Here is a 25,286-nt window from a genome sequence, read left to right as displayed (position 1 = left end):
GCCCCGTGGTGCGCGGCGCCGATCCGCTTCGCCGGCTCGAACGCCGCGTTCGCCGCCAGCTGGATGCTCGCCGCGCCGTGCGCAGACTCGCCCGGTCGCTGCCCGCGATCGCCCAGATCGTCGCCGGCGTCATCCTGGCGTACGCGTTCGCGCGGTACGTGCTCGACCACGAGTTACCGATCGTCGCCGTCACGGTAACGATCAGCGCCCTGGGGTTCGCGCGCGACGCGCGACCGCGACGGGTGCTGGAAACGGTCGTGGGCATCCTCGTTGGCATCATTGTGGCGGCGCTCATCGTGCTCGCGGTCGGGCGCGGGGTGTGGCAGCTGGCGCTCATCTTGGCGCTGGCGTTGATCGTGGCACGGCTCGTGTCGGCGTCGACGGGGTTCGCGGTGGCGGCGGCGGTGCAGTCGATGCTCGTCGCGGTGCTGCCCGACCCCGAGGGTGGGGTGTTCGAGCGTGCCGTTGACGGGCTCGTCGGGGGAGTGGTCGCGCTGCTCGTCACGGCGCTGATTCCGCGCCTGGACGTGCTGCGCACGCGCGGGGAATCTCGCGCGCTGTTCTCGCTGCTCGTCGAGTCGCTGCAGGGCGTCGCCGAGGCGCTCCGGCGCGGGGATGGGGCCGCCGCCGAGCTGGCCCTGTCGCGCAGTCGGCGCACCCAGCCGCTCATCGACGAGTGGACGATGTCCCTCGAGTCGGCGCGCGCTGTCGCCGCGTACTCCCCGTGGCTGCGCCGGGGTCGCGCGCGGTTGGCGGCCGAGGCCGAGCTGCTGGGATCGGCGGACCTGGTGACACGGCATGTGCGCTCGATCGCCCGCCGCGTCGAGATCTTGGTGCGTGACGGCCACGAGCGACCCGGGCTCGCCCACCTGCTCGACGAGGCGGCGGTGATCGTCGAGGCACTCGGTCGCTCCGTCGACGACGCGGGCGAGCGCGACCGCGCCCGCGTGCTCGGCCTCGCGATGAGCGGAGAGCTCGCCCCCGACCGCGTTCCCGGAGCGGTGCGGGTGCCCGACCAGGTCGTCGTCGTGCTGCTGCGCTCGCTGGTCTTCGACACGCTCACGGTCTGTGGGCTCACCCGCGACGAGGCGCGCCAGTCGCTCCCGCCCCTGTGAGGGCTCCTGCTCGCCACGACGTGCGCACACCCGCGCGGTAGGGCGCGCGACTCAGCGCGGGGCGACGGCGCTCCAGTCGACGGTGAGCTCGCCCAACCGCCAGCGCGACATGCCTCCCCGCACCGGCCAGCCCGCGTCGCGCAGGCCCTGCGCGGCGGCGATCCACCGCTGGCGGGCCGAAAACGCGCCGAGTGGCGCCGCGCGCATCCACTGGTCGTCGAGGGCTCGCAGCAACTCGTGCACACCCTCGCCCGGCACGTTGCGGTGAATCAGCACCTTCGGCAACCGCTCGGCGACGACGCTCGGCAGCACCTCGTCGGTGGCGACCCCGCCGCGTCCGCTCACGTCGCCCGAGCCGAGCGAGTCGACGTGGAGTGCGATCGTGAACGACTCCGGTCCGACCTCGGGGCGCAGCGACACCCAGCCGGCCACGCGGCCGACCTCGTTCGAGGTGCCCTCCACCAGCAGGCCGCCGGGTGCGAGCCGCGCGAGCATCCGCTGCCAGGCCGCGGCCACCTCACCCTCGTCGTACTGGCGCAACACGTTCGCCGCCCGGATCACGGCCGCGCGCTCCCCGCCCGGTAGCGGTACCTCGAATCCTCCGGTGACGAACCGCAGCCCGTCGAGCCCCCGCTCTCCCGCCGCGCGCGCGGCATCGGCCTGCTCGCTGGCGTAGCGCACCCGCGCCGGGTCGATTTCGATTCCGGTGACCCGAGCATCCGGCCGAACGGTGCGCAGCCGCGCGAGCAATTCGCGTGCGGTCCACCACGACGCCCCGTAGCCGAGGTCGACGGCGTGCGGCACGGCCGCCTGCCGCCACGCGGGATGCGCGGCAATGAAGCGATCCATTCGGCGCAGGCGGTTGACGCCGGTCGTGCCGCGTGTCACCCGTCCCTCGACCATGCGCACCATTCTCGCGCCCAGCGCCCAGCGCCCAGCGCCCAGCGCCTCCCGCCGCGGCCTCGCTAGGCTTGACCCCATGACGCACACGCTGATCCTGCTCCGCCATGGCCACTCCGTTTGGAACGAGAAGAACATCTTCACCGGGTGGGTCGACGTCGAACTGACCGAGCAGGGCCGCGCCGAGGCGCGCCGGGCCGGCGAGCTGATCAAAGAGTCGGGTCTCGCCCCGCGCGTGCTCTACACGAGCCTTCTGAAGCGCGCCATTCACACGGCGAATCTCGCGCTCGAGGTCGCTGACCTCGACTGGCTGCCCGTCAAGCGCAGCTGGCGCCTCAACGAGCGCCACTACGGCGCCCTGCAGGGCCTCAACAAGGCCGAAACGCTCGAGCAGCACGGCGAGGAGCTCTTCATGACCTGGCGCCGCAGCTTCGACACGCCGCCGCCCCCGCTCGACGACGACGCCGAGTTCAGCCAGGTGCACGACCCGCGCTACGCCGGCATCGACGGCGAGGTGCCGCGCACCGAGAGCCTGAAGCTCGTCATCGACCGCATGCTGCCCTACTGGGAATCCGACATCACGAAAGACCTCGCCGCCGGCAACACGGTGCTGATCACCGCCCACGGCAACTCACTGCGCGCCCTCGTGAAGCACCTCGACGGCATCAGCGACGACGACATCGCAGGCCTCAACATCCCCACGGGCATCCCGCTCGTGTACGAGCTGGGCGATGACTTCATGCCCGTGAAGCCGGCCGAGTACCTCGACCCCGAGGCCGCCGCCGCCGGAGCCGCAGCGGTCGCCAGCCAGGGCAAGAAGTAGCGGCGAGGCATCACCCCCTCCGCCCGTGCTGCACTTCGCGGTTGTCACGTTCCTCGATGAGGTGGCCCTCGGCGACGAGCTGCCGTTCGCCGAGCTGCCTCCGCACGTCGTGCTGCTCGACCGCGCCGCGACCGAGGCTGACCTCGGCCAGGTGACCGCCGCGGTCGAGCTCGCCTACGCCAGCCACGGCCCCTTCGAGGCCACCGGCGGCGACGACGACGAGCTCGGCCAGGATGCTCGCCCCGCCACCCTGCTCGACGACGACGGTTCGCTGATGGTCGCCCACCGCGCCCTCGTGCTGGGCCTGCGCGAGCTGGGCGTGCGGGTTGCCGACCCGACGCTTGCGGGCGCCGGATACCAGCCGCACGTGCCGATCCCCGAGGGTTTCGACCGCGTCGACCGCGGCGAGCGCCTTGAGCTACGCAGCGTCGCGGTGCTGGAGCTCGAGCGCGCCGCGCAGGGCGTGCCGGGCGGCATCACCGCGCGGGTGGCCGAGCAGTTCCCACTCATCTAGTGCGAGCGGGCCCGCGCTCGAGCGATGACGGCGCTCGGGGGCTGACGCTGACTAGTCGCCCGCGGGAACCCAGTCGCCGGTCGCGAGGTACTGCACCTTCTTGGCGATCGACACGGCGTGGTCGGCGAACCGCTCGTGGTAGCGCGAGGCGAGGGTCGCGTCGACCGTGTCGATCGCCTCACCCTTCCAGGTCTCGCCGAGCACCTTGTCGAAGACGCTGAGGTGCAGCGCGTCGACCTTGTCGTCGTCGTTGCGAATCTCTTCGGCCAGCGCCACGTCTTCTGTGCGCAGCAGGTCGACGAGCTTGCGCGCGATCGCGACGTCGACGGCACCCATCTCGACGAAGGTGGGGCGCAGGCTCTTCGGTACGACCTTGTCGGGGAACCGGTAGCGCGACAGCTGCGCGATGTGCTCGGCCATGTCGCCCATGCGCTCGAGCGAGGCGCTGATGCGCAGGGCGCTGACGACGATGCGCAGGTCGCGGGCGACGGGCTGCTGGCGGGCGAGGATGTTGATGGCCAGCTCGTCGAGTTCGGCGGCGGCGGCGTCGATGCGGTCGTCGTCTTCAATGACCTGCTCGGCGAGCGCGACGTTGACCTCGTTGAAGGCGCGGGTGGCGTTGTCGATCGACTCGGCGACCAGCGTGGCGATTTCGACGAGGCGCTCTTGCACCTCGGCCAACTCTTGCTGGAAAACTTCGCGCATGGGGGTTCGTCCTCGTCTCGTCGTGCCTGCGTCAGACGTGCCTACCGTGTCTTGCTCCGGTAAACGTCAGGTGTCTGAGCGATGAACTCTACTCTCAGTGGCGCCTCGGGGGCCGCCGCGGGGGCGGGTGTCGGCTCGGCGGTCAGTACGCTGATCATCATGGAGTCGGCACTGCTGGTTCCCCTCGCGCTCCTCGTTGGAGCGTTCCTCGGGGGCGGGGCCGTTGCGATCATCATCGCGGCGGCCAGGCGCGGGCATCGTGCCGCGCAGGTCGCGACGGCCACCGTGCCCGACGGCGTCGATCAGGTCATCGACGCGCTGGAGTCGGCGGCGGTCGTGTTGGATGCCTCCAACACCGTCATCAAGACCTCGCCCGGAGCCCACGCGCTCGGCCTCGTCTGGCACCGAACCCTCGTGCACGGCCGGCTCGTCGAGCTCGTCGACCGGGTGCGCCGCTACGGCGAACCCGTCACCGAAGACGTCGAGCTCACTCGCGGCCCATTGGGGGATGCGCAGTTACGTCTGAGCGTGCGGGTGGCCCCTCTCGGCACCCGCTACATGCTGCTTATTGCCGATGACCGCACCGAGGCGCACCGTCTGGAGGCCGTGCGGCGCGACTTCGTGGCGAACATCAGCCACGAGCTGAAGACCCCGATCGGCGCGGTCGGGCTGCTCGCCGAGGCGCTGGAGCACGCCTCCGACGATCCCGACCAGGTGCGGCGCTTCGCCGACCGTATGAAGACCGAGTCAGCGCGGCTCGCCGCCATGACGCAGGAGATCATCGAACTGTCGCGCCTGCAGGCGGCAGACGCCCTCGCCGACCCGATCGAGGTCGACGTCGATGCGGTGATCGCCGCCGCGATCGACAAGAACCGCGTCGCGGCCGAGGCGGCGAGCATCCAGCTGGTCAGCGGTGGCGCAAAGAAGGCGCGCGTGATGGGCGACGAGGGGATGCTCGTCACGGCCGTGCACAATCTGGTCGCGAACGCGATCCAGTACTCAACGAAGCCCTCCCGCGTCGGAATCGGTGTGTCGATGACCGACGACATCGTGGAGATCGCCGTCACCGATCAGGGCGTCGGCATTCCCGAGGAGGAGCTCGACCGCGTGTTCGAGCGCTTCTTCCGCGTCGACCAGGCCCGCTCGCGCTCGACGGGCGGCACCGGCCTCGGCCTCAGCATCGTCAAGCACGTGGTGCAGAACCACGGCGGCGACGTGCGGGTGTGGTCGCAGCCCGGCTACGGCTCGACGTTCACCATTCGCCTTCCGCGCGCCCTGGACCCGGTGCGCGATTCCACCCCGAAGCAGAAAGTGCGGTCATGACTCGCATCCTCATCGTCGAAGACGAAGTGTCGCTCTCTGAACCCCTGTCGTACCTCCTCACCCGCGAGGGCTACGAGATTCAGGTCGCGGCAGACGGCAACGAGGCGCTCGCCGAGTTCGACCGTGCTGGCGCCGATCTGGTCTTGCTTGACCTCATGCTGCCCGGCATTCCCGGCACGGAGGTGTGCCGAGAACTGCGTCAGCGCTCCAGCGTTCCGATCATCATGCTGACCGCTAAGGACAGCGAGGTCGACATCGTCGTGGGGCTCGAGCTCGGCGCCGACGACTACGTCACGAAGCCGTATTCGACCCGCGAACTGCTCGCGCGCATCCGGGCCGTTTTGCGCCGCCGGGTCGAGGAAGACGACATCGACGACAGCGTGCTGGAGGCCGGCATCGTGCGCATGGACATCGACCGGCACCAGGTGATGGTCGACGGCCGCGAGGTGGCGATGCCGCTCAAGGAATTCGAACTGCTCGAGTTGCTGCTGCGCAACGCCGGTCGGGTGCTGACCCGGGGGCAGCTCATCGACCGTGTGTGGGGCGCGGACTACTTCGGTGACACGAAGACGCTCGACGTGCACGTGAAGCGGATCCGCTCGAAGATCGAGCCGGACCCGTCGAACCCGCGGATGCTCGTGACGGTCCGCGGGCTCGGCTACCGGTTCGAAGCCTAGTTTCCGCCCGGCACGAACAACTCGTACTCGGGCAGGGTGCCGTCGAGCACGGGAACGAGGATCTCGCTGCCCTCAGCGTCGCCGTAGGTGAAGAAGATCGGGTGCAGGCCACCCATCGTCGCGCCGGTGCCCGACACGATGATCGACTGCTCGTCGTCGGGGCCGCCGACGCGGGTCAGGCCGAGCGGCTGAAGGGTCACGGTCTCGGTCTCGCGAGCGCCGCCGGCCTCCCACTGCACGGTGAGGGTCTGCTGCTCGTCCGAGTTGTTTGCGACCGTCATGACGAGGTTCAGCTCGGCGTTCGTCTCGCCGATCAGCATGACGTTGCGCACGGCGACCTGCTCGATGGTGGTGCCGACGCCGTCGCTCGGGTCGTATTCCTTCTGCGTGGCGATGTTCGCCGAGAAGGTGCATCCGCTGACGCCGACCATGACCGCGGCGGCGAGCGCGATCGTTGCCGCCATGCGAGTATTCACGAATTGCCTCCAGTGCCCGTCGTTTATTCGGCGGTCGCTGGCCGGGCATAGCCCGCCTGCGTGGGCGCGACCTCCACCAGTCTAGCGGGCGTGAAGACCCTTCGCGGGCGCGCGGGTCGCCGTCGGCGCCCGCTATCCGGCGCGGCTTGCTGAGAAATTCCTGTGGTAGAATAGGGATTCTGCGGAAGGACCACCACCCATGCAATTCGTTGTCGGAGAAACGGTCGTTTACCCGCACCACGGTGCGGCGACCATCACCGAAGTCAAGACCCGAGTCATCAAGGGCGAAGAGAAGACCTACCTCAAGCTCAACGTCACGCAGGGCGACCTCACCATTGAGGTTCCCGCTGACAACGTCGATCTCGTGGGCGTTCGTGACGTGATCGGCCAAGAGGGGCTCGACAAGGTGTTCGAGGTGCTGCGCGCACCCTTCACCGAAGAGCCGACCAACTGGTCGCGTCGCTACAAGGCTAACCTCGAAAAGCTCGCCTCGGGCGACGTCATCAAGGTGTCCGAGGTCGTGCGCGACCTGTGGCGCCGCGACCAAGACCGCGGCCTGAGCGCCGGTGAGAAGCGCATGCTCGCCAAGGCTCGTCAGATTCTGATCTCCGAGCTCGCGCTCGCCGAGAAGACTGACGAAGAGAAGGCGTCGAGCGTGCTCGACGAGGTTCTCGCCTCCTGAACGCACCCGTGCGGCTCGGCATCGTTGTCGTTGCCGCAGGTAGCGGCACCCGGCTCGGCGCGGCCGAGCCCAAAGCGTTCGTCTCGTTGCGCGGCGTGACGCTGCTGGAGCACGCGCTCACGGCGATCGCGCGCCTCGATGAAGAGGCGCGCGTCGTGGTCGTGGCCCCGAGCATCCGGCTGGATGCGGCGCGCGACATCGTCGACCGCGTTCTCGCGCCGGGGTACGGTTCCGTCGTGCCCGGCGGTACCGAGCGGCAAGACTCAGTTGCGGCCGGCATCGCCGCGCTCGCGGAGTCGGGCGAGCCGATCGACACCGTGCTGATTCACGACGCCGCGCGCGCCCTGACCCCCACCGCGGTGTTCGCGCGCGTGGCGGCCACGGTGCGCGAGACCTCGGCCGGGGTGATTCCCGCACTGCCGATGGTCGACACGGTCGCGACGACCGACGGAGGCGACGCGATCACCGGCGTCGCCGACCGGTCGCGTCTCGCCGTCTTGCAGACGCCACAGGGCTTCCCGTTCGCGGCGTACCGCGAAGCGATTGCCACGGCGTCGACCGGGCACACCGACGACACCTCGGTGTTCGCCGCTGCCGGCCACCCCGTCGTGACCGTTCGTGGCGACGAGGCGGCGCTGAAGATCACCACGCCGTGGGATCTGCGCCGCGCCGAGCTCATCGCGGACGAGCGCGCGCTCGTGCCCGCACCCGACGCGGGCGGCCGCGACGCGTCAGCAACCGCCGGCCCCGCCCTGCGCACGGGCGTGGGTGTTGACGTGCACGCCTACGATGAGGCGGCCGAGTGCTGGCTCGGCGGACTGTTCTGGCCGAACGAGCCGGGGCTTGCGGGCCACAGCGACGGCGACGCCGTCAGCCACGCCATCTGTGACGCACTCCTGTCGGCCGCCGGGCTCGGCGACATCGGCTCGCGCTTCGGCGTCGACGACCCGCGCTTCGCCGACGCGCGCGGCGAGGTGTTCCTCACCGCGACCCTCGAGTTGCTCGCGGATGCGGGCTACCGGGTCGAGAACGTCGCCGTGCAGCTGGTCGCCGCCCGCCCCCGCTTCGCGCCGCGCCGCGTCGAGGTCGAGCAGCACCTGAGCGCCATCCTGGGCGCCCCGGTCAGCGTCGCCGCGACGACAAGCGACGGCCTCGGCTTCACCGGCCGCGCCGAGGGAGTGACGGCGGTCGCGACCGCGCTCGTCGCCCGCATCGGCAGTGTTTCCATCACCGAAAAGCCCCGCCGGTAGGCTGGCGCGGTGAGTATCCGCCTCTACGACAGCCTGCAGCAGGCCGTCGTCGACTTCACGCCGCGCGAGCCCGGCCGCGTCGGCATGTACGTCTGCGGACCCACCGTGCAGTCGGCCCCGCACATCGGGCACCTGCGTAGTGCCCTCGTCTACGACCTGTGGCGGCGCTGGTTCGCGGCCCGCGAGTACACGGTCACGTTCATCCGCAATGTGACCGACATCGACGACAAGATCTTGGCGAACGCGTCGGACGACGAATCATGGTGGGCGCTCGCGTACCGCGTTGAACTCGAGTTCACGCACAGCTATCGCACCCTCGGAATCTTGCCGCCGACGTACGAACCGCGCGCCACAGCATCCATCGATCGGATGCACGCCCTCATCGAGACGCTCATCGCTCGCGGCCACGCGTACCCGGCCCACGACGGCTCGGGTGACGTGTACTTCGACGTGCGCAGCTGGCCCACCTACGGGGCGCTGACCCGACAGTCACCCGACGACATGGAGGACGCGGCCGACGCCCCGGCGCGCGCCAAGCGCGACCCGCGCGACTTCGCCCTGTGGAAGGGTGCGAAGACGGACGAGCCCGAGAGCGCCCACTGGGAGTCGCCGTGGGGCCGGGGTCGCCCCGGCTGGCACATCGAGTGCTCGGCGATGGCCGCCCGCTACCTCGGTGAGGCGTTCGACATTCACGGCGGTGGGCTCGACCTGCGCTTTCCCCACCACGAGAACGAGCTCGCTCAGTCGAGCGCGGCCGGTCACCCGTTCGCGCAGCACTGGGTGCACAACGGGCTCGTGAGCGTCGAGGGTCAGAAGATGTCGAAGTCGCTCGGCAACTCGGTGTTCGCCGCTGACCTCCTCGCCAGCCACGAGCCCGCCGTCGTGCGGTATTGGCTCGGCTCGGCGCACTACCGCTCGACCATCGACTACACGCCGACCTCGCTCGACGAGGCGCGCGAGGCGCTCGGGCGCATTCAGGCGTTCCGTGGCCGCGCGCGGACCCGCGGGGGAGACTCCCCGGCTAAGCAGGCGCACGCCGCCTCGATTGACAACCGGGTTCCCGCCGCTTTCGCGGCCGCGCTCGATGACGACCTCGCGGTACCTCAGGCGCTCGCCGCCCTGCACGAGACCGTCCGGGCCGGCAACAGCGCGCTCGACGCTGGCGACAACGAGACGGCCCGCGCTGCGCTCGACCAGGTCGACGCGATGGTGGCCGTTCTGGGTCTCGACGACGCGGCGCCCAGCCCGCGAGCCGGGGTCAGCGCTGATCGCGCACTGGCGGCTCTCATCGAGCTGAAACTGGCCGAGCGCCGCACCGCACGCGCTGACCGCGACTTCGCGACCGCCGACCGCATCCGTGACGAGCTGACCGCCGCCGGCGTCGTGCTCGAAGACAGCCCCACCTCGACCGACTGGAGACTCGATGGCTAAGCCCGGCCGCCCTGGCGCGCGCAAGAACAAGAAGGGCCCCACCGTCGGATCCGGCGGTCAGGGCCGCCAGAAGCTCGAGGGTCGCGGCCCCACTCCGAAGGCCGAAGACCGCAGCTGGCACCCGGCCGGCAAGCGCAAGGCCGCCAAAGAGCGGCTCGAGGCCGCGAAGTCGCGCACGGGCGGGCGCAAGCCGAACGCCGCGACGAGCACGAGCGGCGGTCCCCGCTCGGCGAAGAAGAGCGGCGACACCGAGGTGGTCTCGGGCCGCAACTCCGTCCTCGAGGCGCTGCGCGCGCGCATCCCCGCGACCGCGCTCACGATCGCGGTGCGCATCGAAATGGATGACCGGGTCAAGGAGGCGCTCGCCCTCGCCACCAAGCGCGGCGTGCCGATTCTCGAGGTCACCCGGCCCGAGATCGACCGCATGACCGGTGACTCGGTGCACCAGGGCATCGCGCTCAGCGTGCCGCCGTACGAGTATGCGCACCCCGACGACCTCCTCGAGCGCGCCGCCGACAGTGGTCGACCCGCGCTGATCGTGGCCCTCGACGGCATCACCGACCCGCGCAACCTGGGGGCGATCATTCGCTCGACCGCTGCTTTCGGCGGCCACGGCGTGATTGTGCCGCAGCGCCGCAGCGTCGGCGTGACCGCATCGGCCTGGAAGACCTCGGCGGGCGCCGCGGCCCGCACGCCCGTCGCGATGGCGGCCAACCTGACGCAGACGCTCAAGGCGCTGAAGCAGCAGGGTGTCTTCGTGCTGGGGCTCGACGGGGACGGCGACGTGTCGCTGCCTGGGCTCGAGTTGGCCGACCAGCCACTCGTCATCGTCGTGGGCAGCGAGGGGAAGGGCCTCTCGCGCCTGGTCGCCGAAACCTGCGACGCGATCGTGTCGATTCCGATCTCGGAGGCCACAGAGTCGCTGAACGCCGGAATCGCGGCAAGCGTCACGCTGTATGAGGTGGCGAGGCGGCGCGCCTCCGCTTGACAAGTGGCCGCTCTGGCTGTTCACTGTGTTCAGCACGGCTGAACAATGGCGACGGTCCTGCGTCGCCCATCGAGTGAGGAAGCTCCATGAGCGCACGCTACGTCGTTCGTCGGGCCGCTGACGCGGATTACCGCGATCCCGGCCCCATCGCCCCCGGTTCGACGGGGTACACCCGCTGGCTCGGCGTTGGTTACGCCGACGGGGCCGTGCACAGCGATTTCGGGGTGTCGAAGCTGGCCCCTGGTGGGCAGATTCCGACCCACGTGCACTCGTTCGAAGAGCAGTTCCACGTGCTCGAGGGTGAGGTCATCATCGCGACCCCCGAGGCGACCGTGCACCTCGTCGCGGGCGACTATGGCGTCGTGCCCATCGGCGTACCGCACGCCTGGCGGTCGGTGGGGGACACCGACGCCGTCTGGGCCGACCTCTTCACCCCGCCGGCGCGCGAAAAGTACGGCTTCGACACCTACCGCGTCGCAGACCTGCCCGTCGTCGACCCCATTGCCGTCGATGCTCGCGACCCGCGCACTCGCTCCTTCGGCAACATCACGACCGAGCACATGAACCCGGGCAAGCAGTCCCAAGAGCTGCTCGCCGTCTCCGCGAGCATGCGCACCGCCCTGCTTGTCTACAGCGGAATCAGCCTGAAGATGATGGTCGACTCCGACCTCGGCGCCACGAGCGGCTCGATGTTCATGGTGCAGTACGAGCCCACCGGCAAGGCCGGCCCCCACGACCACCCGCTCGAGGAGGTGTACCTCATCCTCGACGGTGAGGTCGACGCCACCTTCGACGGTGACCACTACCGACTCGTGCCCGGCGACATCGCCTGGGCCGGGGTCGGCTGCGTGCACTCGTTCGAGGCCGTCGGCGCTGAAGTGCGCTGGCTCGAAACGCAGGCGCCGCAGATGCCCGCACGGCACGCCTATCGGTTCTCTCGTGACTGGGAGTACCTGGCCGACAAGCTCAAGGAGGAGCAATGACCCGCACCATCGCCGTCATCGGAGGAACCTCCGGTATCGGCCTCGAGATCGCCAAGACCGTCGTCGCCCGCGGCGACAACGTGCTGTTGACGGGGCGCGACGCTGACCGCACCGCCGAGATCGCCGCATCGATTGGCGAGAACGCGACCGGCCTCGCCCTCGACATCTCCGAACCCGAGACGATTGCCGAGGCGCTGAAGCCCTGCGGCCAGATCCACGGTCTCGTGCTCGCCGCCATCGAGCGCGACGCGAACAGCGTGCGCGAGTACAACATTGCCCGCGCTCGGCGCCTCGTCACCCTGAAGCTCGTCGGCTACACGGAGGTCGTGCACACGCTGCTCGACCGCCTCGAGCCGACCGTCGACACCGGCATCGTGCTCTTCGGCGGCCGCGCGAAGGATGCCCCGTACCCGGGCTCGACGACCGTGGCGACGATCAACGGCGGCGTCGAGGGCCTCGTGCACTCGATGGCCCTTGAGCTCGCGCCCATGCGTGTCAACGCGCTGCACCCCGGCATCATCGGCGACACCCCCTTCTGGGCGGACAAGCCGGCTGGCGTGCTCGAGGCGTACGAGTCGCGCACTCCCGGTGGCAAGCTCGCCACCACGGCAGACATCGTCGACGCGACGATGTTCCTGCTGAACAACCGCGGTGTCTCGGGCACGAGCCTGTACGTCGACCGCGGCTGGCGCCTCACCTAGCCGTTCGCGGTCCCGGCACCGTTCGGCTGGGACGCGAGCCCAGCATCCCTCGTCTGTGAGCCACCACGGCGAGGGATGCGGCCGTTAAGGCGGCGATGAGCGCGAGCGTCGCGACCGCCCGGAAGCCGCCGACCAGGTAGAGCGGGGCCGCCGCGGCGGTGGCCGCCGAGCCGCCGAAGAACGCCGCCGCCATGAAGACGGTGTTGGCCCGCCCGTTCTGCGCGGGGTCCACAGACGCGAGCGCGAGAGGCTGCGTCGACACCTGCTCGCTCGACATGCCGGCCGACACGAGAAGCAGGCCGGCGGCCGCCAGGGGCAGGATGCTCGGTGCCGCGACGATGAGGCCGGTTCCGATCACGACGGCCCCGACACACACCGCGAGCGAGCGCGGAGCGCCCACGCGCGCGTGCAGGGGAGCGCCGAGGATCGTCAGCACTCCGCCGACAAGGCCGGCCAGCCCGAGCAGCGCCGCGAGGCCGACGCTCGCCCCGAGCTCGTCGACCGCGTAGAGCGTCGCCATCGACCACAGGGCGATGAAGGCCATGAAGCACAGCGCGTGAACCGCCGTCAGCAGTCGCAGGGTGGGCGACGCGGCTGCCACCGCCGGGATCGTGCGCAGGATCGTCGCGTAGCGCGGCGGGGCGGCTGGCTTCTCGCGGGGAGAGGTGGCGAGGCTCACCGGGACCAGCGCGATGACGACGAGCGCGATCACGACGAGCGCGCCGCGCCAGCCCAACGCCGCCGCGATGCCCCCGAGCGCGGTGCGCACCACGAACAGTCCGACGATGAACGACCCGAGCAACGTGGCGGCGGTCCGGGCCCGACGCGCCGGTGGGGCGAGCTTCAGGGCGGCGGCCACCAGCAGCTGGCCGATCGTTGCGGTCGCGCCGGCGACGAAGCACAGGGCGACGAAAACGGCGTACGACGGCGAGGCGGCGGCGAGCACCAGCGCTGCGACGGTGATGCCGAGCTGCACAGTGACCTGCCGTCGCGCCGAGAAGCGGTCGCCGAGAGAGACGAGCAGCACGATGCCGAGCGCGTAGCCGGCCTGGACGGCGATCGTGGCGGCGCTCGCCGCGACGCCGACGACACCGAACTCGTCGGCGACCAGGGGCTGAATCGGCTGAGGCACGTAGATGACGGCAACCCCCGTGGCGGCAATGACCGCCATCGCGGCGACCCGGCGGCCCCACCGAGCCGCCTCGGACGCGGGGGCGGAGGGCGGGGTCGAGGCCTGCATCCCGTCGTGATCGGGGGTGTTTCGCATTCTGGGCATCCTCTCGGCGGGGAATGGTCGATGCGACTGGATATATCTGCCCCGACGGCGCTAGTATTTCACTCTGGCTGTACACAGTCGTACACCTTTATTGAATTGCTCAACGAGGAGGAACTCATGACCGATGCCGTCGCACCCCGCGCCGACGACTTCGCGCCCGGCCGACCCGTCGTCTTCCGCAACGCCACGGTGATTACGGTCGACTCGGCAGGCGTTCTCGAGAACGCCGACGTACTCATCACGGACGACACGATCGCTGGCGTCGGACACAACCTCGAGGTACCCGCTGGCACGCTGGAGATCGACGCCAAGGGCGGAATCCTCATGCCCGGCATGATCGACACCCACCGCCACATGTGGCAGACCGCCCTGCGCGGCTACGGCGGCGACTGGGCGCTCAGCCAGTACTTCGTCTTCTACTACCTGACCTGGGGCCACGTGTTCCGCGCCGAAGACATCGCGGCCGGCAACCAGCTCAGCGCCCTCGAGTCGGTCGACCAGGGTGTCACCACCACGGTCGACTGGTCGCACGCGCTGCGCACCCCCGACTACGCCGACGCCGCCGTCGAAGCGCTGAAGAGCATCCCCGGCCGTTTCGTGCTGGCGTACGGCAACTACCTCGGTGCGCCGTGGGAGTGGATGAACGACCCCGGCTTCCAGAACTGGGTGAAGAACTTCAAGGCCGACGACATGATGGGCCTGCAGGTGGCCTTCGACGTCAACTCCGGCCCCGACTTCCACGAGAAGGCGGCCTTCGAGGCGGCGCGCGACCTCGGACTGCGCGTCACCACCCACGCCGGTGTGTGGGGTGTCAACGGCGACCCGAACATCGAGTACATGTACGACAACGGGTTCATGACCGACCAGATCACCTACGTGCACGCCTCGTCGCTCGGCCCCGACAGCTACCACAAGATCGCCGCCACCGGCGGAACGATCTCGATCGCCACCGAGAGTGAGCAGAGCGCCGGCCAGGGGTACCCCTCGGCGTGGGTCGCGAAGAAGTACGGCATCACCGCGTCGCTGTCGATGGACACGAGCGTGTGGTGGAGCGCCGACTTCTTCTCGGCCATGCGCTCGACGCTGTCGTCGTTCCGCTCGCGCGACCACCTCGAGGCCCACAACAAGGGCGAGACGGTCAACGTCAACCGCATGAAGGCGGAAGACGCCGTTTGGCAGGCCACCATGGGTGGCGCCCACACGCTCGGTATGGCTGACAAGCTCGGCTCGATCACCGTGGGCAAGAAGGCCGACCTCGTGCTGCTGAAGAACGACGAGTCGCCGGCCATGACGCCGATCCTCAACCCCTACGCCCACGTCGTGTACCAGGCCGGCACGGCCGACGTGCACACCGTCGTGGTCGACGGCAAGGTCGTCAAGTACCAGGGCGAGCGCATCGGCATGCCGCTGAAGCCGGTCGCCGACCGCGTGGCGGCCTCGGTCGAGTACGTGCGCGGCGAGCTGGGCGAAGAGGCCTGGGCCGAGTGGATGAACCCCGCACTGCCCGAGGACGAGCCGATCGCGAACCCCTACATGTACCTCGACGAGGAGAAGTAGGCAGTAACGCAGTCGCGATCCTGACGGCGGGTGGTCCTGACGGGCCACCCGCCGTTTCGCGCGTCCCGGCGCCCTGTGCGGCGGCTGCCGAGGCGTCGAGCGCTGGTTCTGTGGTGTCGAGCGTCTCGGGCCCGTGGTGTCGGGTGTGGGCCCCGGGGCCTGTGCCGTGGCGGCGGGCTGGCGCATCCCTGTCATGTCTCGGCGGCGGGCGGCGCATCCCTGACGCGCCGTCGCGGCGGGGTCGCGCATCCCCCGCCCCGCTCACGCACACACACGTACGGGGCCGGCGCACCACCCGCGCCGACCCCGTAACCCGGTCCGGCCCCGCACCACCCGCGGGGCCGGGGTCTCTAATTTCTGCGGGTCCTCGACCAGGCGTCGAATCCGACGGCCACGAGGATGATCACGCCCAGCGCGATGCCCTGGAACAGCGGGTCGATGCGCAGCAGCGTGAACCCGTTGTAGAGCATGGCGATGAACAGGATGCCGAGCACGGTGCGCCAGACGGCGCCCGCGCCTCCGAGGATCGACGTGCCACCGACGACGATGCCGGCGAGCACCGTGAAGGTGAGCGTCGTCGCGATCGCGTCGTTCTCGGGCACCGAGGGGGTGCGGGCGAGGTCGATGACCCCGGCGAGCCCCGCGGCGGTGCCGGCAATCGCGAAGGTGGCGATCCGCACCACGTTGACGCGGATACCCGCCAGTCGCGCCGCCTCGGCGTTGCCACCGGCGGCGTACACGTAGCGGCCGAAGGTGGTTCGCCACAGCACGATGCCGAGAATGATGAGCACGACGGCCGCGATCCAGGTGGGCAGGGTCACGCCGAGCGGGCGCAGCAGCGCGAGCCACCGGAACTCCGGCACGTCAACGCGGATCTGCCCGACGCCCTCCTTGCCGAACTGCGACACGAGCTTCGTGGCACCGAGGATGATGAAGCTCATCGCCAGTGTGGCGATCAGGGGATTCACCTTCAGATAGGTACTGATGATTCCGTTGATGAGTCCCACGATCAGGCCAGCCAGGATGCCCGTAATGATTCCCAGCGCCGCTCCCGTTTCGCCTCCCACGCGCACGATGATCGTGCCGCAGATGACGGCGGTGAACATGTAGGTGGCGCCGACCGAGAGGTCGATGCCGCCGGCGATGAGCACGAGGGTCGCCGCTGCCGCGACGATGAGGATGCCGGCCTGACGGTCGAGCACGTTGCCGATGTTCTGCGCCGACAGGAAGGCGGGGCTTCCGATCGACAGCGCGATGAACACGAGCAGGAACGGCACGACGATCGCGACCGAGCGCCACGGGATGTTCTTCAGGAAGCGCTGAACAGCATCCGCATTGCCGCCGCTTGTCACCCGGCCGCGCGGGGCGGGCGGGGGTGCGGCGGGCGCCGTCTTTTCCGGGGTTTCGATGCTCATGGTGGTCAGCTCCCTACGGGGGTCGGATCGGCAAATGCCGCCGTGATGATGTTTTCCTCGGTCATCTCGTCGCCGGTCAGTTCGGCGACGACGCGGCCAGCGCGAATGACGAGCACGCGATGCGCGAGGCCGAGCACCTCCTCGACGTCGGAGGAGATGACGAGCACGCCGATGCCCTGTTCGGCCTGCTGTGCGATGAGTTCGTAGATTGCTCGCCGGCTGCCGACGTCGACGCCCCGAGTGGGTTCGTCGGCGATGAGCAGTCGCCGGGCCTTCTGCAGTGCGCGGCCGAAGAGCACCTTCTGCTGGTTGCCACCCGACAGGGCCGAGACGGCGCGGCGGTCGTCGCCGGCCACTGTGACCCGCTCGAGGAGCCCCCGCGAGGCGCGACGTTCGTCCGCGGTGCGCACCCAGCCGCCCGGCGCGACCTGCGCCATGTTCGACAGGGTCACGTTGTCGCGAATGGGACGGCCCAGCACGAGGCCCTGCTCTTTGCGCGACTCGCCGATGAGGAAGATCCCCTTCTTAAGCGTGCGTGGAACGTCGGCCGGGCAGCTCACCCCGTCGATCTCGACGAGCCCGGATGATCGGGGCGTCGACCCGTAGATCGCGTGCGCAATCTCGCTGCGACCGGCTCCGACCAGTCCGGCGAGGCCGACGATTTCGCCGGCACGCACCGTGAGCGAGACGCCGTTGACGCCGGGTGCGACGAGGTCGGTGACGCGGAGCACCTCGGGCGCGGCCGGATCGACGGTCGGCTTCTCGGGGAAGACGGAGCCAAGGGTGCGGCCGAGCATTCCCTCGATGAGGCTCGCCTCTGTTTCGTCCGCCGCGGGGGCGGTGCGAATGTGCTGGCCGTCGCGCAGGATCGTGACGGTGTCAGCCAGGTCGAGCACCTCGGCGAGGAAGTGCGAGATGAGCAGCACGGTGTGGCCCGAGTCGGCGAGCTGACGCACGACGCCGTGCAGCAGCTCGGCGTCGTGGTTCGACAGCGCGGCGGTGGGCTCGTCCATGATGATGAGCGAGGCGCCGCGGGCCAGCGCGCGCAGGATCTCGACCTTCTGCTGGTCGGCCGTGCGCATGCCGCCCACGACGGCGTCGGGGTCGAGGTCGAAGCCGGTCCGTTCGGCTACGGCCACGAACTCGGCGCGCAGTTGCTTGCGGTCGATCCAGCCCGCGGTGCGCGGCTCCCGCCCGAGGAAGACGTTCTCGGCGACGGTGAGCTCCGGCACGAGGGCCAGCTCTTGGGCGATGGTGGCGATACCGCGGTCGAGTGCCTCGCGGGGCGTCGAGAAGTGGGCGGGCTTCCCGTCGATGAGAAGCTGCCCGGTGTCGGCCGTGTACACCCCCGAGATGATCTTCGAGAGGGTCGACTTCCCGGCGCCGTTCTCGCCGACGAGCGCGTGCACGCTTCCCGGCTCGAGGGTCAGGTCGATATCGCGCAGCACGGGGGTGCCGCCGAAGGACTTGCCGACACCCCGCAGCTCGATGAGGAGCTGCGGGGTGCCAGCGGTTGCCGTGTCAGGCATGGATTATCCGGCCCACTCGCCCGTGAACTGGTCGGCGGTGTCGCGGGTCATGACGCCGTTGTTCGGGAAGTCCGCGAACGGGTCGATGTCGCCGCGGTTCACGCCGTTGCGCAGGGCGTCGACCATGGCCTCCATGGCGAGGCGTCCCTCGGTGGCCGGTGCCTGCACCACGTTCGAGAACACGACGCCCTCGGCCACGCGCTCCTTGCCCCACGCCGATCCGCCGTAGCCGATCATCAGGAAGTCGCTGAGCGAGCGTCCCGCGGCCTCGATGGCGAGCACTGCACCCTGCAGGCCCTGGTCGGAGGTCGCGATGAGGTCGATGTCCGGGTTCGCCGAGAGGATGTCGGCGACGGCACCCTGGGCGGCGGCGGGGTTGTAGAAGGTCTCACCCTCCGCGACAACCCGCACGGGCGTGCCGGCGGTGACCTCGTTGAACGCCTCCCACAGAGCGACGCCGATGGCCGAGGCCTTCACGTCGTGCAGGAACGCCACGTCACACGGGTCGAGGTTCTTCGAGGCGCAGGCCTCGACGGCTTGCTGACCGAACTTCGTGCCGATCTCCGACGGAACGAACACGACGTTCGCGGCGAGGCCGTCCAGCTGGGTCGCTCCGGTGGTGAAGTCGTCACCGAGGATCTGGTCGACGTTGACGACGGTGATGCCGGCGTCGATCGCCTGGCTGACGATGTCGACGAGCGCCGGTCCGAAGATGGGCTGAACGATCATCCCGTCGTACTGACCCGAGGCGATGACGTCCTGGATCAGGGTCACCTGGAGGTTCGGGTCGAGGTTGCCGTCGAAGACGGTGATCTCGATGTTGTTCTCGGCGGCCACGCGCTGAACCTCGGCGAGCATGGGCTCGTCGTAGGTGTTCGCGACGGCGAAGGAGATGAAGGCGACCTGCAGGGTCTCTTCCGTGGGTGCGGGTGCTGCGGTGTTGTCATCGCTCGGGGCCGGGGTTTCGCCAGCGTCGCTGGCACAGGCACCGAGGGTGAGAGCCGCCGCGGCGGCGAGTGCCACAAGCGACAAGCGCCCGCGGCGTGCGATGGGTGAACGCCTCATCTGATTTCTCCCTTGAAATCGTGGGTACCGGTGATCGACAGTGATCAGCCGGGTGGTGCTATTCAGCGTGACTATACATCTGCGTGTACCGAGAGTGAAGCCCTGGCGAAAAAAATGTTCGCAGGGCCGATTCCTGTGGGGTGATTGACAGTCCTGGCTGGACGGTGTTTATCTGTGGTAAACATGACGTACTTGCGACACCGCGCCACGCGCACCGATCTGGAGGACTCGATGAAGAGCACCGGCACCACGGGCATGAACGCCGTTGACTGGGAGGCGCGCGTTGACTTCGACCGCCTGCGCACCGACCGTCTGCTCCGGCTGAAGGCGCAGCTCGATAAGTCCGATGTGGGCGCGCTGCTGGCGTTCGACTTCTCGAACATCCGGTATATGTCGGCGACGCACATCGGCACCTGGGCGATGGACAAGCTGATCCGCTTCGCGCTGATCACTCGCAAGACCGACCCCATCGTGTGGGACTTCGGATCGGCGGCCAAGCACCACTCGCTGTACAACCCGTGGCTCGACCACACCCACTCGGAGGCCGACGCCGACCCGCACGCTCCTCACCACGGCGCCACCCGACCCCGCCTCGAATCGGGGTCGCGCGCCGGAATCTCGACGCTGCGCGGCGCCTTCCCGCCGGATGCCGGCATTGCCGACGAGGTCGCCGCGAAGATTAAGCGCGAACTCGAGAAGTTCGGCCTGCAAAACGAGCCCCTGGGCGTTGACGTCATCGAGCTGCCGATCCTGTTCGCGCTGCAGCGCGCGGGCATCACGGTGGTCGATGGTCAGCAGGTGTTCATGGAGGCTCGACGCATCAAGACGGGCGACGAGATTCGCCTCCTCACGCAGGCCGCGTCGATGGTCGACGCCGCGTACGAGAACCTGTACGAGTTCCTTCGGCCGGGCGTTCGCGAGAACGAGACCGTCGGGCTTGTTGCCAAGACGCTGTACGACCTCGGCTCCGAGTACGTGGAGGGCGTGAACGCGATCTCGGGCGAGCGCTGCTCGCCGCACCCGCACGTGTTCAGCGACCGCCTCATCCGCCCCGGTGACCCGGCGTTCTTCGACATCCTGCACAGCTACAACGGCTACCGCACCTGCTACTACCGCACCTTCGCGGTCGGCTCGGCAAGCCAGGCGCAGAAGGATGCCTACACGCGGGCCCGCGAGTACATGGACCGCGCCATCGCACTCGTGAAGCCGGGCGCCACGACCGCCGATGTCGTTGCGGTGTGGCCGAAGGCCGAAGAGTTCGGATTCCCGAACGAAGAGGCAGCGTTCGCCCTGCAATACGGGCACGGCGTTGGCCTGTCGATCTGGGAGAAGCCGATCTTCTCGCGCCTCACCTCCTTCGACCACCCCGAAGTTCTCGAAGAGGGAATGGTGTTCGCCCTCGAGACGTACTGGCCTGCCGCCGACGGCTGGGGCGCCGCGCGTATCGAGGAAGAGGTCGTCGTCACGAAGGACGGCTGCGAGGTCATCACGAAGTTCCCCGCCGAGGAGCTGCTCGTTGCGGGCAAGCGCTACTACTCGGTCGGTGGTGAGCTGTCGACGCTGCGCGACAGCCAGTCGCACCTGAACACGGTCGACGGCCGTGGTGGACGCTAACAGGTCCGTGGATGCACGGAATGACAGTTAGCATGGATGCACGATGAGCGTTCACTCGGACTGCTCACCACAGAGACGCCGGTAGTTGCGGCGAAGCGGGGAGAGGTGCAACGGTGCAGTTCGACCTGGGATCAGAACTACGCAAGGTTCGTGAGGCGCGCAAGCTCAGCTTGCGGGCGGTGGCGAGCGCCGTAGGCGTGTCTGCCAGCCTGCTCTCGCAAGTAGAGACGGGCAAGACGCAGCCGTCGGTGTCGACGCTGTACGCGCTCGTGAACTTCTTGGGCATTTCGCTTGACAGCCTCATGGGCCACGGGCCGGCGACCAGTGCGCCGCTCGGCCTGAGCTCGGCCGACGACGACCAGCCCCGCGACCCGTCTCGACGCAGCGACAACGTCGTGCAGCGGCGCGAAGACAACCCCGTCATCGAGATGGAGAACGGGGTGACGTGGGAGCGACTGTCGGTCGGCGAGTCGGCCATCGCCGACCCGCTCATCGTGACGTACGAGCCGCAGGGGTCGTCGTCGGTCGAGGGCAAGATGATGCGCCACGCGGCGACCGAGTACGGCGTACTGCTCGAGGGCAAGCTCACCCTACGCATCGAGTTCGACCGCTACGAACTTGAGCCGGGTGACTCGTTCTGCTTCGACGCGATCAAGCCCCACATGTACGTCAACGAGGGGGATGTTCCGGCCCGCGGAATCTGGTTCGTGATCGCCCGCAAAGACATCACGATCGAATCACTCGACGAGCTCGACCACGATCACGGTCACGCCGCCGAGACCGCCGACGTCGCGAAGGCGCCGGCGTCAGCGGTCGACGTGTTGCAGGTGATGCGCGGGATGCGCGCCGAACGCTCCTAGCGCCGCCGCGTTACCTCGGCGACTGCCGACCAGTCGAGGTCGGCGAGCTCGGAATCGGCCAGCGCTCGCTCGAACCGATCGCGCAGAATCGGCGCGGTGGGCAACTCGACGTCTTGTTCTGCGGCGAGCTCTTCCGCGAGCCCGAGGTCTTTGAGGCCGAGCGGCATGCGGAAACCAGGGGGGCTGTAGCGCCGCTCGGCGATCATCGATCCGTATCCGGCGTAGACGGGCCCCGCGAACAGGCTGTTCGACATCAACTCGATGAAGTCGCTGGCGTCGACGCCGTGAGCCTCAACGAGGGTGATCGACTCGGCCATCGCCTGTAGCGCGTGCAGGATCGTGAAGTTCATGGCGACCTTGACGGCGTTCGCCTGTCGCGGAGTGTCGCCGAACCGCCACTGCTTGACGCCGCAGTGCTCGAGGTAGGGGGCGACCGCGTCGCACAGTTCGGGGGCACCCGCGACGAGCAGGTTGAGCTTGCCTTCCGCGGCGACGTTCGGGCGACCGAGCACGGGGCACGAGACATAGCCAACGCCTGCGGCCTCGGCGACCGCCTGGATGCGGTCGGCCGCCGCCGCGCTAATCGACGCCATGTTCACGTGGATGCGCCCCTCACCGTCGCCGGCCAGGTTCGCTTCCGACAGCACGGCTTCCGCCGCCGCGTCGTCGGCCAGCATCGAGAACGAGACGGGCGCCGCGAGCGCCTCACGAGCATCCGCTGCCAGCCGCGCGCCGGCGGCGACGAGCTCGTCTGCGGCTCCCGCGCTCCTGTTCCAGACGACGACGTCGTAGCCGGCCCCAACGAGCCGGCCAGCGATTGCCTGGCCCATGTTGCCGAGCCCCAAAAATCCGAGCGTGATCGACATTGTTCACCCTTCGTGTCAGTTGTTCAATGATACTGAACGAAGGGGGGCGCGTCAGTACGGGTTCGCGACGAACAGATCCTGTGCCGGGAACTTCGTGAGCACCTGGGCCCCGGTCTTCGTGATGACGACCTCCTCCTCGATGCGCGCGGCTGAGATGCCGTCCTCCGCGGGGCAGTAGGTCTCCAGCGCAAACACCATTCCCGCCTTGATTTCGACGGGATTCGTCAGCGAGTTCAGGCGCGAAATAATCGGGCGCTCGTGCAGGCCGAGGCCGAGGCCGTGGCCGAACTGCAGCCCGAACGCCTCCATCTCATTGGCGATACCAATGTCGGTCGCCTTCGGCCAGAGCTTCGCGACCTGATCGGTGCCGACGCCGTCGCGCACGGTATCGATCGCCGCGTCCATCCACTCGCGAGCGCGCTTGTACGCATCGTGTTGCGCGGGGGTCGAGCTGCCGACCGAGAACGTGCGGTAGTAGCAGGTGCGGTACCCGTTGTACGAGTGGATGATGTCAAAGAAGGCCTGGTCACCCGGTCGGATCAGTCGGTCGGTGAAGTTGTGGGGGTGCGGGTTGCAGCGCTCGCCCGAGACGGCGTTGATGGCCTCAACCTGTTCGCTGCCCAGCTCGTAGAGCTTCTTCGCCGCGAGCGCCACAATGTCGTTCTCACGAACGCCAGGCTTCAGCGCGTCGGTGATGTCCTGATAGACGCCGTCGACCATCGCGGCCGCCTGGCTCAAGAGCATGATCTCGTCGACGTTCTTGATCGAGCGTGCATCGAGCATGTTCTGCTGAATGTCAACGACCTCGAGCCCCTGGCGCTGCATCTCGAACAAGAAGGCCGGCTCGACGATGTCGACGCCCACCGGCATGCCGGCGAGGCCCGCGTCGTGTAGCAGGCCCTTGATGACGGTGACGGCCTCCTTCATCAGCCCGACCTCGGGATGAATCGCGCCGCGCAGGCCCAGCATGCCGGCGTGACTGTGACCCTCGTGCAACCACGGGGAAAACAGGCGGTGGTGCTTGGCGGCCGAGCCGAAGTCCCAGAGGTGCGGCTTGCCGTCGCGGGCGAGCAGCGCGTAGCGCGACATCTTGTCGCCGAGGGCGCCACCGATCCAGGTTTGAGTCGTGTACCGGATGTTGTAGAAGTCGAAGAGGAGGAATGCGCCACACTCGGTCGCGCTCAGGGCCTCCATGGCACGCGCGAGGCGGTATTCGCGCAGACGGGCAAAGTCCACGCGCTGCTCGTAGTCGACGCTCATGTGCCCGTGGGCGGGAATCATGCGCGTGTCGAAGTCGGTGGCGGCGTCGGCGTGTGCACGCTCTGCGGTGAGGGAAGGCATGGTCAAAACTCCTGGTGTGGGCACGCTCGTGCTGGCATGCTCGTCGGTGGGCGCGAGGGTGGGCGCATTGGCGGCGCCCACCCTCGCGGTCAATAGGGGTGGATCAGCGGTGGGTGCCGATCACCACTCCGGTGCGACCGACGGGTCGGAGGCGTTTTCTGCGGTGACCTTGACGCTCGGCATGAACAGCTCCGCCTCGAACGGCGCTCCGGTCAAGACGGCATAGGCCAGGCGGATGGCGTTCTCGCCATCCCACGACGACGACTGGAACACGGTGCCGTCGAGCTCACCCGACACCACGAGCGGGTTCCCGAGGAAGGTGTTGCCGATCGAGGTGATGATGAGATCCTTCGGGTCGATGCCGCGGGCCTTCAGGGCATCGATCGCGCCAGCCACCATCGTGTCGTCCGCGGCGTAGATGCCACCGACGTTCTCCGGGCCGACCGCCGTGAGCATCTCAGAGACGGCAATCTGCGAGTCGTCCTTGTTCCAGTTACCGGGCTGCTCGGCGAGGATCGTGACGTTCGGGCAGTTCGCCTCGATCGTGTCGACGAAGCCGGCGTTGCGGTTGATCGCCGTCGAGTTGCCGGTGAGGCCGTTCACGACGAGGATGCCAATCTCCTCGCCTGCGGCGAGGTCACACATGATCTCGGCCGACGAGACGCCCTGACCGTAGGTGTCGGGGCCCGAGTAGGCCTGGATGAGGTCCTTGTCTTCCGGGTTCACGTCAGAGTTCGTGACGGTGACCGGAATGCCAGCTGCCTGAGCGGCGGTGAGGCAGGGACGGATCGTGTCACCGACGGCCGGCCACAGGATGATGAGGTCGGGCTGGGCGGCGACGGCCACCTCGCACTCGCTGGCCTGGCGGTCGGCGTCGTACTGAGAGTTGGTGATGGTCAGATTGATGCCGAGTTCGTCGGCGGCAGCCTGCATCGGGGGAAGGTAGGTCGTACCGTACGGCTGGTCGGTGCCCTGCGGAAGCAGCGCGTAGACCTCGAAGGTCTCCTGACCGCCGTTGCCGGTGTCGCCACCGGGCTCGGGCGCGGCACCGTTTGTGTCACCGTTGGCACAGCCGGAGAGCACGAGCCCCGCAGCGGCGGCGATGCCGATGGCGGAGAGCGTGATGCGAGAGGTTCGCATGGTTTGCCTCTTTCCGTATCTATTGGGGGCGGCCGGAGTGGCCGACTAGGGGTGG

24 protein-coding genes are annotated in these 25,286 nt (G+C 68.9%); 14 read left to right on the top strand and 10 right to left on the bottom strand.

All coding sequences use genetic code 11. The features are described from left to right. The first annotated feature begins 5 nt into the window (after positions 1-5). The gene (locus ACK4SC_RS10915) at positions 6-1,115 is read left to right on the top strand and encodes an FUSC family protein (RefSeq protein WP_409617888.1); all 1,110 of its coding nucleotides are present in this window, start codon (positions 6-8) and stop codon (positions 1,113-1,115) included. A gap of 51 nt (positions 1,116-1,166) precedes the next feature. On the opposite strand, the gene ACK4SC_RS10910 is transcribed toward ACK4SC_RS10915, so the two are convergent. Further along, complete coding sequence (locus tag ACK4SC_RS10910) at positions 1,167-2,027, bottom strand: class I SAM-dependent methyltransferase (RefSeq protein WP_409617927.1); 861 nt, start codon at positions 2,025-2,027, stop codon at positions 1,167-1,169. A 67-nt stretch (positions 2,028-2,094) separates the two neighbouring features. Here ACK4SC_RS10910 and ACK4SC_RS10905 point away from each other — a divergent pair, with 67 nt between their 5' ends. Both ACK4SC_RS10905 and ACK4SC_RS10900 read left to right on the top strand, forming a co-directional pair. Next, positions 2,095-2,838, top strand: coding sequence for a phosphoglyceromutase (locus tag ACK4SC_RS10905; RefSeq protein ID WP_409617886.1), 744 nt, complete (start codon positions 2,095-2,097; stop codon positions 2,836-2,838). A 25-nt stretch (positions 2,839-2,863) separates the two neighbouring features. Then, a complete protein-coding gene (locus ACK4SC_RS10900; RefSeq protein ID WP_409617884.1) occupies positions 2,864-3,352 on the top strand; it encodes a hypothetical protein in 489 nt (162 codons plus the stop codon). 51 nt (positions 3,353-3,403) lie between these two features. On the opposite strand, the gene phoU is transcribed toward ACK4SC_RS10900, so the two are convergent. Beyond that, positions 3,404-4,057 (bottom strand): phosphate signaling complex protein PhoU, encoded by a 654-nt coding sequence (gene phoU, locus ACK4SC_RS10895; protein ID WP_409617883.1) that lies wholly within the window; start codon positions 4,055-4,057, stop codon positions 3,404-3,406. A gap of 159 nt (positions 4,058-4,216) precedes the next feature. On the opposite strand from phoU, the gene ACK4SC_RS10890 reads away from it, so the two are divergent. Together ACK4SC_RS10890 and ACK4SC_RS10885 are read left to right on the top strand one after the other, a co-directional pair. Further along, complete coding sequence (locus ACK4SC_RS10890) at positions 4,217-5,380, top strand: sensor histidine kinase (RefSeq protein ID WP_409617925.1); 1,164 nt, start codon at positions 4,217-4,219, stop codon at positions 5,378-5,380. Beyond that, positions 5,377-6,057: a response regulator gene (locus tag ACK4SC_RS10885; RefSeq protein WP_409617881.1), complete on the top strand. Its 681-nt coding sequence runs from the start codon at positions 5,377-5,379 to the stop codon at positions 6,055-6,057. Before ACK4SC_RS10890 ends, ACK4SC_RS10885 begins: the two co-directional genes overlap by 4 nt. Here ACK4SC_RS10885 and ACK4SC_RS10880 read toward each other — a convergent pair. After that, positions 6,054-6,521, bottom strand: coding sequence for a hypothetical protein (locus tag ACK4SC_RS10880; protein ID WP_409617879.1), 468 nt, complete (start codon positions 6,519-6,521; stop codon positions 6,054-6,056). The genes ACK4SC_RS10885 and ACK4SC_RS10880 overlap by 4 nt on opposite strands. 211 nt (positions 6,522-6,732) lie before the next feature. Between ACK4SC_RS10880 and ACK4SC_RS10875 the strand changes: the two genes are divergently transcribed. The 6 genes from ACK4SC_RS10875 to ACK4SC_RS10850 all read left to right on the top strand — a co-directional run bounded on the left by ACK4SC_RS10875 (position 6,733) and on the right by ACK4SC_RS10850 (position 12,568). Continuing rightward, entirely contained in the window at positions 6,733-7,215 is a 483-nt protein-coding gene (locus ACK4SC_RS10875; protein ID WP_096422952.1) for a CarD family transcriptional regulator, read from the top strand. 8 nt (positions 7,216-7,223) lie between these two features. Then, positions 7,224-8,465: a 2-C-methyl-D-erythritol 2,4-cyclodiphosphate synthase gene (gene ispF / locus ACK4SC_RS10870; protein WP_409617877.1), complete on the top strand. Its 1,242-nt coding sequence runs from the start codon at positions 7,224-7,226 to the stop codon at positions 8,463-8,465. Positions 8,466-8,474: 9 nt separating this feature from the next. Beyond that, positions 8,475-9,896, top strand: a complete 1,422-nt coding sequence (cysS, locus tag ACK4SC_RS10865) for a cysteine--tRNA ligase (protein ID WP_409617875.1) — start codon at positions 8,475-8,477, stop codon at positions 9,894-9,896. Continuing rightward, the gene (gene rlmB, locus ACK4SC_RS10860) at positions 9,889-10,884 is read left to right on the top strand and encodes a 23S rRNA (guanosine(2251)-2'-O)-methyltransferase RlmB (protein ID WP_409617874.1); all 996 of its coding nucleotides are present in this window, start codon (positions 9,889-9,891) and stop codon (positions 10,882-10,884) included. The genes cysS and rlmB overlap by 8 nt, the downstream gene beginning before the upstream one ends. An 86-nt stretch (positions 10,885-10,970) precedes the next feature. Further along, a complete protein-coding gene (locus ACK4SC_RS10855; protein ID WP_409617873.1) occupies positions 10,971-11,867 on the top strand; it encodes a cupin domain-containing protein in 897 nt (298 codons plus the stop codon). After that, complete coding sequence (locus tag ACK4SC_RS10850) at positions 11,864-12,568, top strand: SDR family oxidoreductase (RefSeq protein ID WP_409617871.1); 705 nt, start codon at positions 11,864-11,866, stop codon at positions 12,566-12,568. The genes ACK4SC_RS10855 and ACK4SC_RS10850 overlap by 4 nt, the downstream gene beginning before the upstream one ends. Here ACK4SC_RS10850 and ACK4SC_RS10845 read toward each other — a convergent pair. Next, positions 12,561-13,835, bottom strand: coding sequence for an MFS transporter (locus ACK4SC_RS10845; protein WP_409617869.1), 1,275 nt, complete (start codon positions 13,833-13,835; stop codon positions 12,561-12,563). The two genes, ACK4SC_RS10850 and ACK4SC_RS10845, sit on opposite strands and share 8 nt — an antisense overlap. A gap of 126 nt (positions 13,836-13,961) precedes the next feature. On the opposite strand from ACK4SC_RS10845, the gene ACK4SC_RS10840 reads away from it, so the two are divergent. Next, positions 13,962-15,401: an amidohydrolase family protein gene (locus tag ACK4SC_RS10840; RefSeq protein WP_409617867.1), complete on the top strand. Its 1,440-nt coding sequence runs from the start codon at positions 13,962-13,964 to the stop codon at positions 15,399-15,401. A 350-nt stretch (positions 15,402-15,751) separates the two neighbouring features. Here the strand turns inward: ACK4SC_RS10840 and ACK4SC_RS10835 are convergent, their stop codons facing one another. From ACK4SC_RS10835 to ACK4SC_RS10825, 3 genes are read right to left on the bottom strand one after another with little or no spacing between them, the layout of a single operon-like run. Continuing rightward, on the bottom strand, positions 15,752-16,816 hold the full coding sequence (locus tag ACK4SC_RS10835) for an ABC transporter permease (RefSeq protein ID WP_409617865.1): 1,065 nt from the start codon (positions 16,814-16,816) through the stop codon (positions 15,752-15,754). A gap of 5 nt (positions 16,817-16,821) precedes the next feature. Further along, on the bottom strand, positions 16,822-18,345 hold the full coding sequence (locus ACK4SC_RS10830) for a sugar ABC transporter ATP-binding protein (protein WP_409617863.1): 1,524 nt from the start codon (positions 18,343-18,345) through the stop codon (positions 16,822-16,824). Positions 18,346-18,348: 3 nt separating this feature from the next. After that, complete coding sequence (locus ACK4SC_RS10825; RefSeq protein ID WP_409617861.1) at positions 18,349-19,410, bottom strand: sugar ABC transporter substrate-binding protein; 1,062 nt, start codon at positions 19,408-19,410, stop codon at positions 18,349-18,351. A 183-nt stretch (positions 19,411-19,593) separates the two neighbouring features. Between ACK4SC_RS10825 and ACK4SC_RS10820 the strand changes: the two genes are divergently transcribed. Continuing rightward, positions 19,594-21,024: a M24 family metallopeptidase gene (locus tag ACK4SC_RS10820; protein WP_409617859.1), complete on the top strand. Its 1,431-nt coding sequence runs from the start codon at positions 19,594-19,596 to the stop codon at positions 21,022-21,024. Between the two features lie 113 nt (positions 21,025-21,137). Continuing rightward, positions 21,138-21,884 carry a helix-turn-helix domain-containing protein gene (locus ACK4SC_RS10815; RefSeq protein WP_409617857.1) on the top strand — a complete coding sequence of 249 codons (747 nt, stop codon included), beginning with the start codon at positions 21,138-21,140 and terminating at the stop codon, positions 21,882-21,884. Here ACK4SC_RS10815 and ACK4SC_RS10810 read toward each other — a convergent pair. The 3 genes from ACK4SC_RS10810 to ACK4SC_RS10800 all read right to left on the bottom strand — a co-directional run bounded on the left by ACK4SC_RS10810 (position 21,881) and on the right by ACK4SC_RS10800 (position 25,231). Continuing rightward, on the bottom strand, positions 21,881-22,750 hold the full coding sequence (locus ACK4SC_RS10810) for an NAD(P)-dependent oxidoreductase (protein ID WP_409617855.1): 870 nt from the start codon (positions 22,748-22,750) through the stop codon (positions 21,881-21,883). The two genes, ACK4SC_RS10815 and ACK4SC_RS10810, sit on opposite strands and share 4 nt — an antisense overlap. Positions 22,751-22,801: 51 nt before the next feature. Continuing rightward, positions 22,802-24,091 carry a M24 family metallopeptidase gene (locus ACK4SC_RS10805; protein ID WP_409617853.1) on the bottom strand — a complete coding sequence of 430 codons (1,290 nt, stop codon included), beginning with the start codon at positions 24,089-24,091 and terminating at the stop codon, positions 22,802-22,804. A 120-nt stretch (positions 24,092-24,211) separates the two neighbouring features. Next, positions 24,212-25,231 (bottom strand): sugar ABC transporter substrate-binding protein, encoded by a 1,020-nt coding sequence (locus ACK4SC_RS10800; RefSeq protein ID WP_409617851.1) that lies wholly within the window; start codon positions 25,229-25,231, stop codon positions 24,212-24,214. Positions 25,232-25,286 lie beyond the last annotated feature (55 nt).

Source organism: Microcella sp., from assembly GCF_046293215.1.
Lineage (GTDB): Bacteria > Actinomycetota > Actinomycetes > Actinomycetales > Microbacteriaceae > Microcella.
This window is presented reverse-complemented; position numbering and strand designations above follow the sequence as displayed.

Coding starts and splice junctions, on each gene's coding strand:
- ACK4SC_RS10840 (WP_409617867.1), top strand. CDS start 13,962: ATGACCGATGCCGTCGCACCCCGCGCCGACGACTTCGCGCCCGGCCGA.
- rlmB (WP_409617874.1), top strand. CDS start 9,889: ATGGCTAAGCCCGGCCGCCCTGGCGCGCGCAAGAACAAGAAGGGCCCC.
- ACK4SC_RS10845 (WP_409617869.1), bottom strand. CDS start 13,835: ATGCGAAACACCCCCGATCACGACGGGATGCAGGCCTCGACCCCGCCC.
- ACK4SC_RS10830 (WP_409617863.1), bottom strand. CDS start 18,345: ATGCCTGACACGGCAACCGCTGGCACCCCGCAGCTCCTCATCGAGCTG.
- ACK4SC_RS10910 (WP_409617927.1), bottom strand. CDS start 2,027: ATGGTGCGCATGGTCGAGGGACGGGTGACACGCGGCACGACCGGCGTC.
- ACK4SC_RS10875 (WP_096422952.1), top strand. CDS start 6,733: ATGCAATTCGTTGTCGGAGAAACGGTCGTTTACCCGCACCACGGTGCG.
- ACK4SC_RS10800 (WP_409617851.1), bottom strand. CDS start 25,231: ATGCGAACCTCTCGCATCACGCTCTCCGCCATCGGCATCGCCGCCGCT.
- ACK4SC_RS10835 (WP_409617865.1), bottom strand. CDS start 16,816: ATGAGCATCGAAACCCCGGAAAAGACGGCGCCCGCCGCACCCCCGCCC.
- ACK4SC_RS10810 (WP_409617855.1), bottom strand. CDS start 22,750: ATGTCGATCACGCTCGGATTTTTGGGGCTCGGCAACATGGGCCAGGCA.
- phoU (WP_409617883.1), bottom strand. CDS start 4,057: ATGCGCGAAGTTTTCCAGCAAGAGTTGGCCGAGGTGCAAGAGCGCCTC.
- ACK4SC_RS10820 (WP_409617859.1), top strand. CDS start 19,594: ATGACGTACTTGCGACACCGCGCCACGCGCACCGATCTGGAGGACTCG.
- ACK4SC_RS10885 (WP_409617881.1), top strand. CDS start 5,377: ATGACTCGCATCCTCATCGTCGAAGACGAAGTGTCGCTCTCTGAACCC.
- ACK4SC_RS10905 (WP_409617886.1), top strand. CDS start 2,095: ATGACGCACACGCTGATCCTGCTCCGCCATGGCCACTCCGTTTGGAAC.
- ACK4SC_RS10805 (WP_409617853.1), bottom strand. CDS start 24,091: ATGCCTTCCCTCACCGCAGAGCGTGCACACGCCGACGCCGCCACCGAC.
- ACK4SC_RS10855 (WP_409617873.1), top strand. CDS start 10,971: ATGAGCGCACGCTACGTCGTTCGTCGGGCCGCTGACGCGGATTACCGC.
- ACK4SC_RS10880 (WP_409617879.1), bottom strand. CDS start 6,521: ATGGCGGCAACGATCGCGCTCGCCGCCGCGGTCATGGTCGGCGTCAGC.
- ACK4SC_RS10825 (WP_409617861.1), bottom strand. CDS start 19,410: ATGAGGCGTTCACCCATCGCACGCCGCGGGCGCTTGTCGCTTGTGGCA.
- ACK4SC_RS10850 (WP_409617871.1), top strand. CDS start 11,864: ATGACCCGCACCATCGCCGTCATCGGAGGAACCTCCGGTATCGGCCTC.
- ACK4SC_RS10890 (WP_409617925.1), top strand. CDS start 4,217: ATGGAGTCGGCACTGCTGGTTCCCCTCGCGCTCCTCGTTGGAGCGTTC.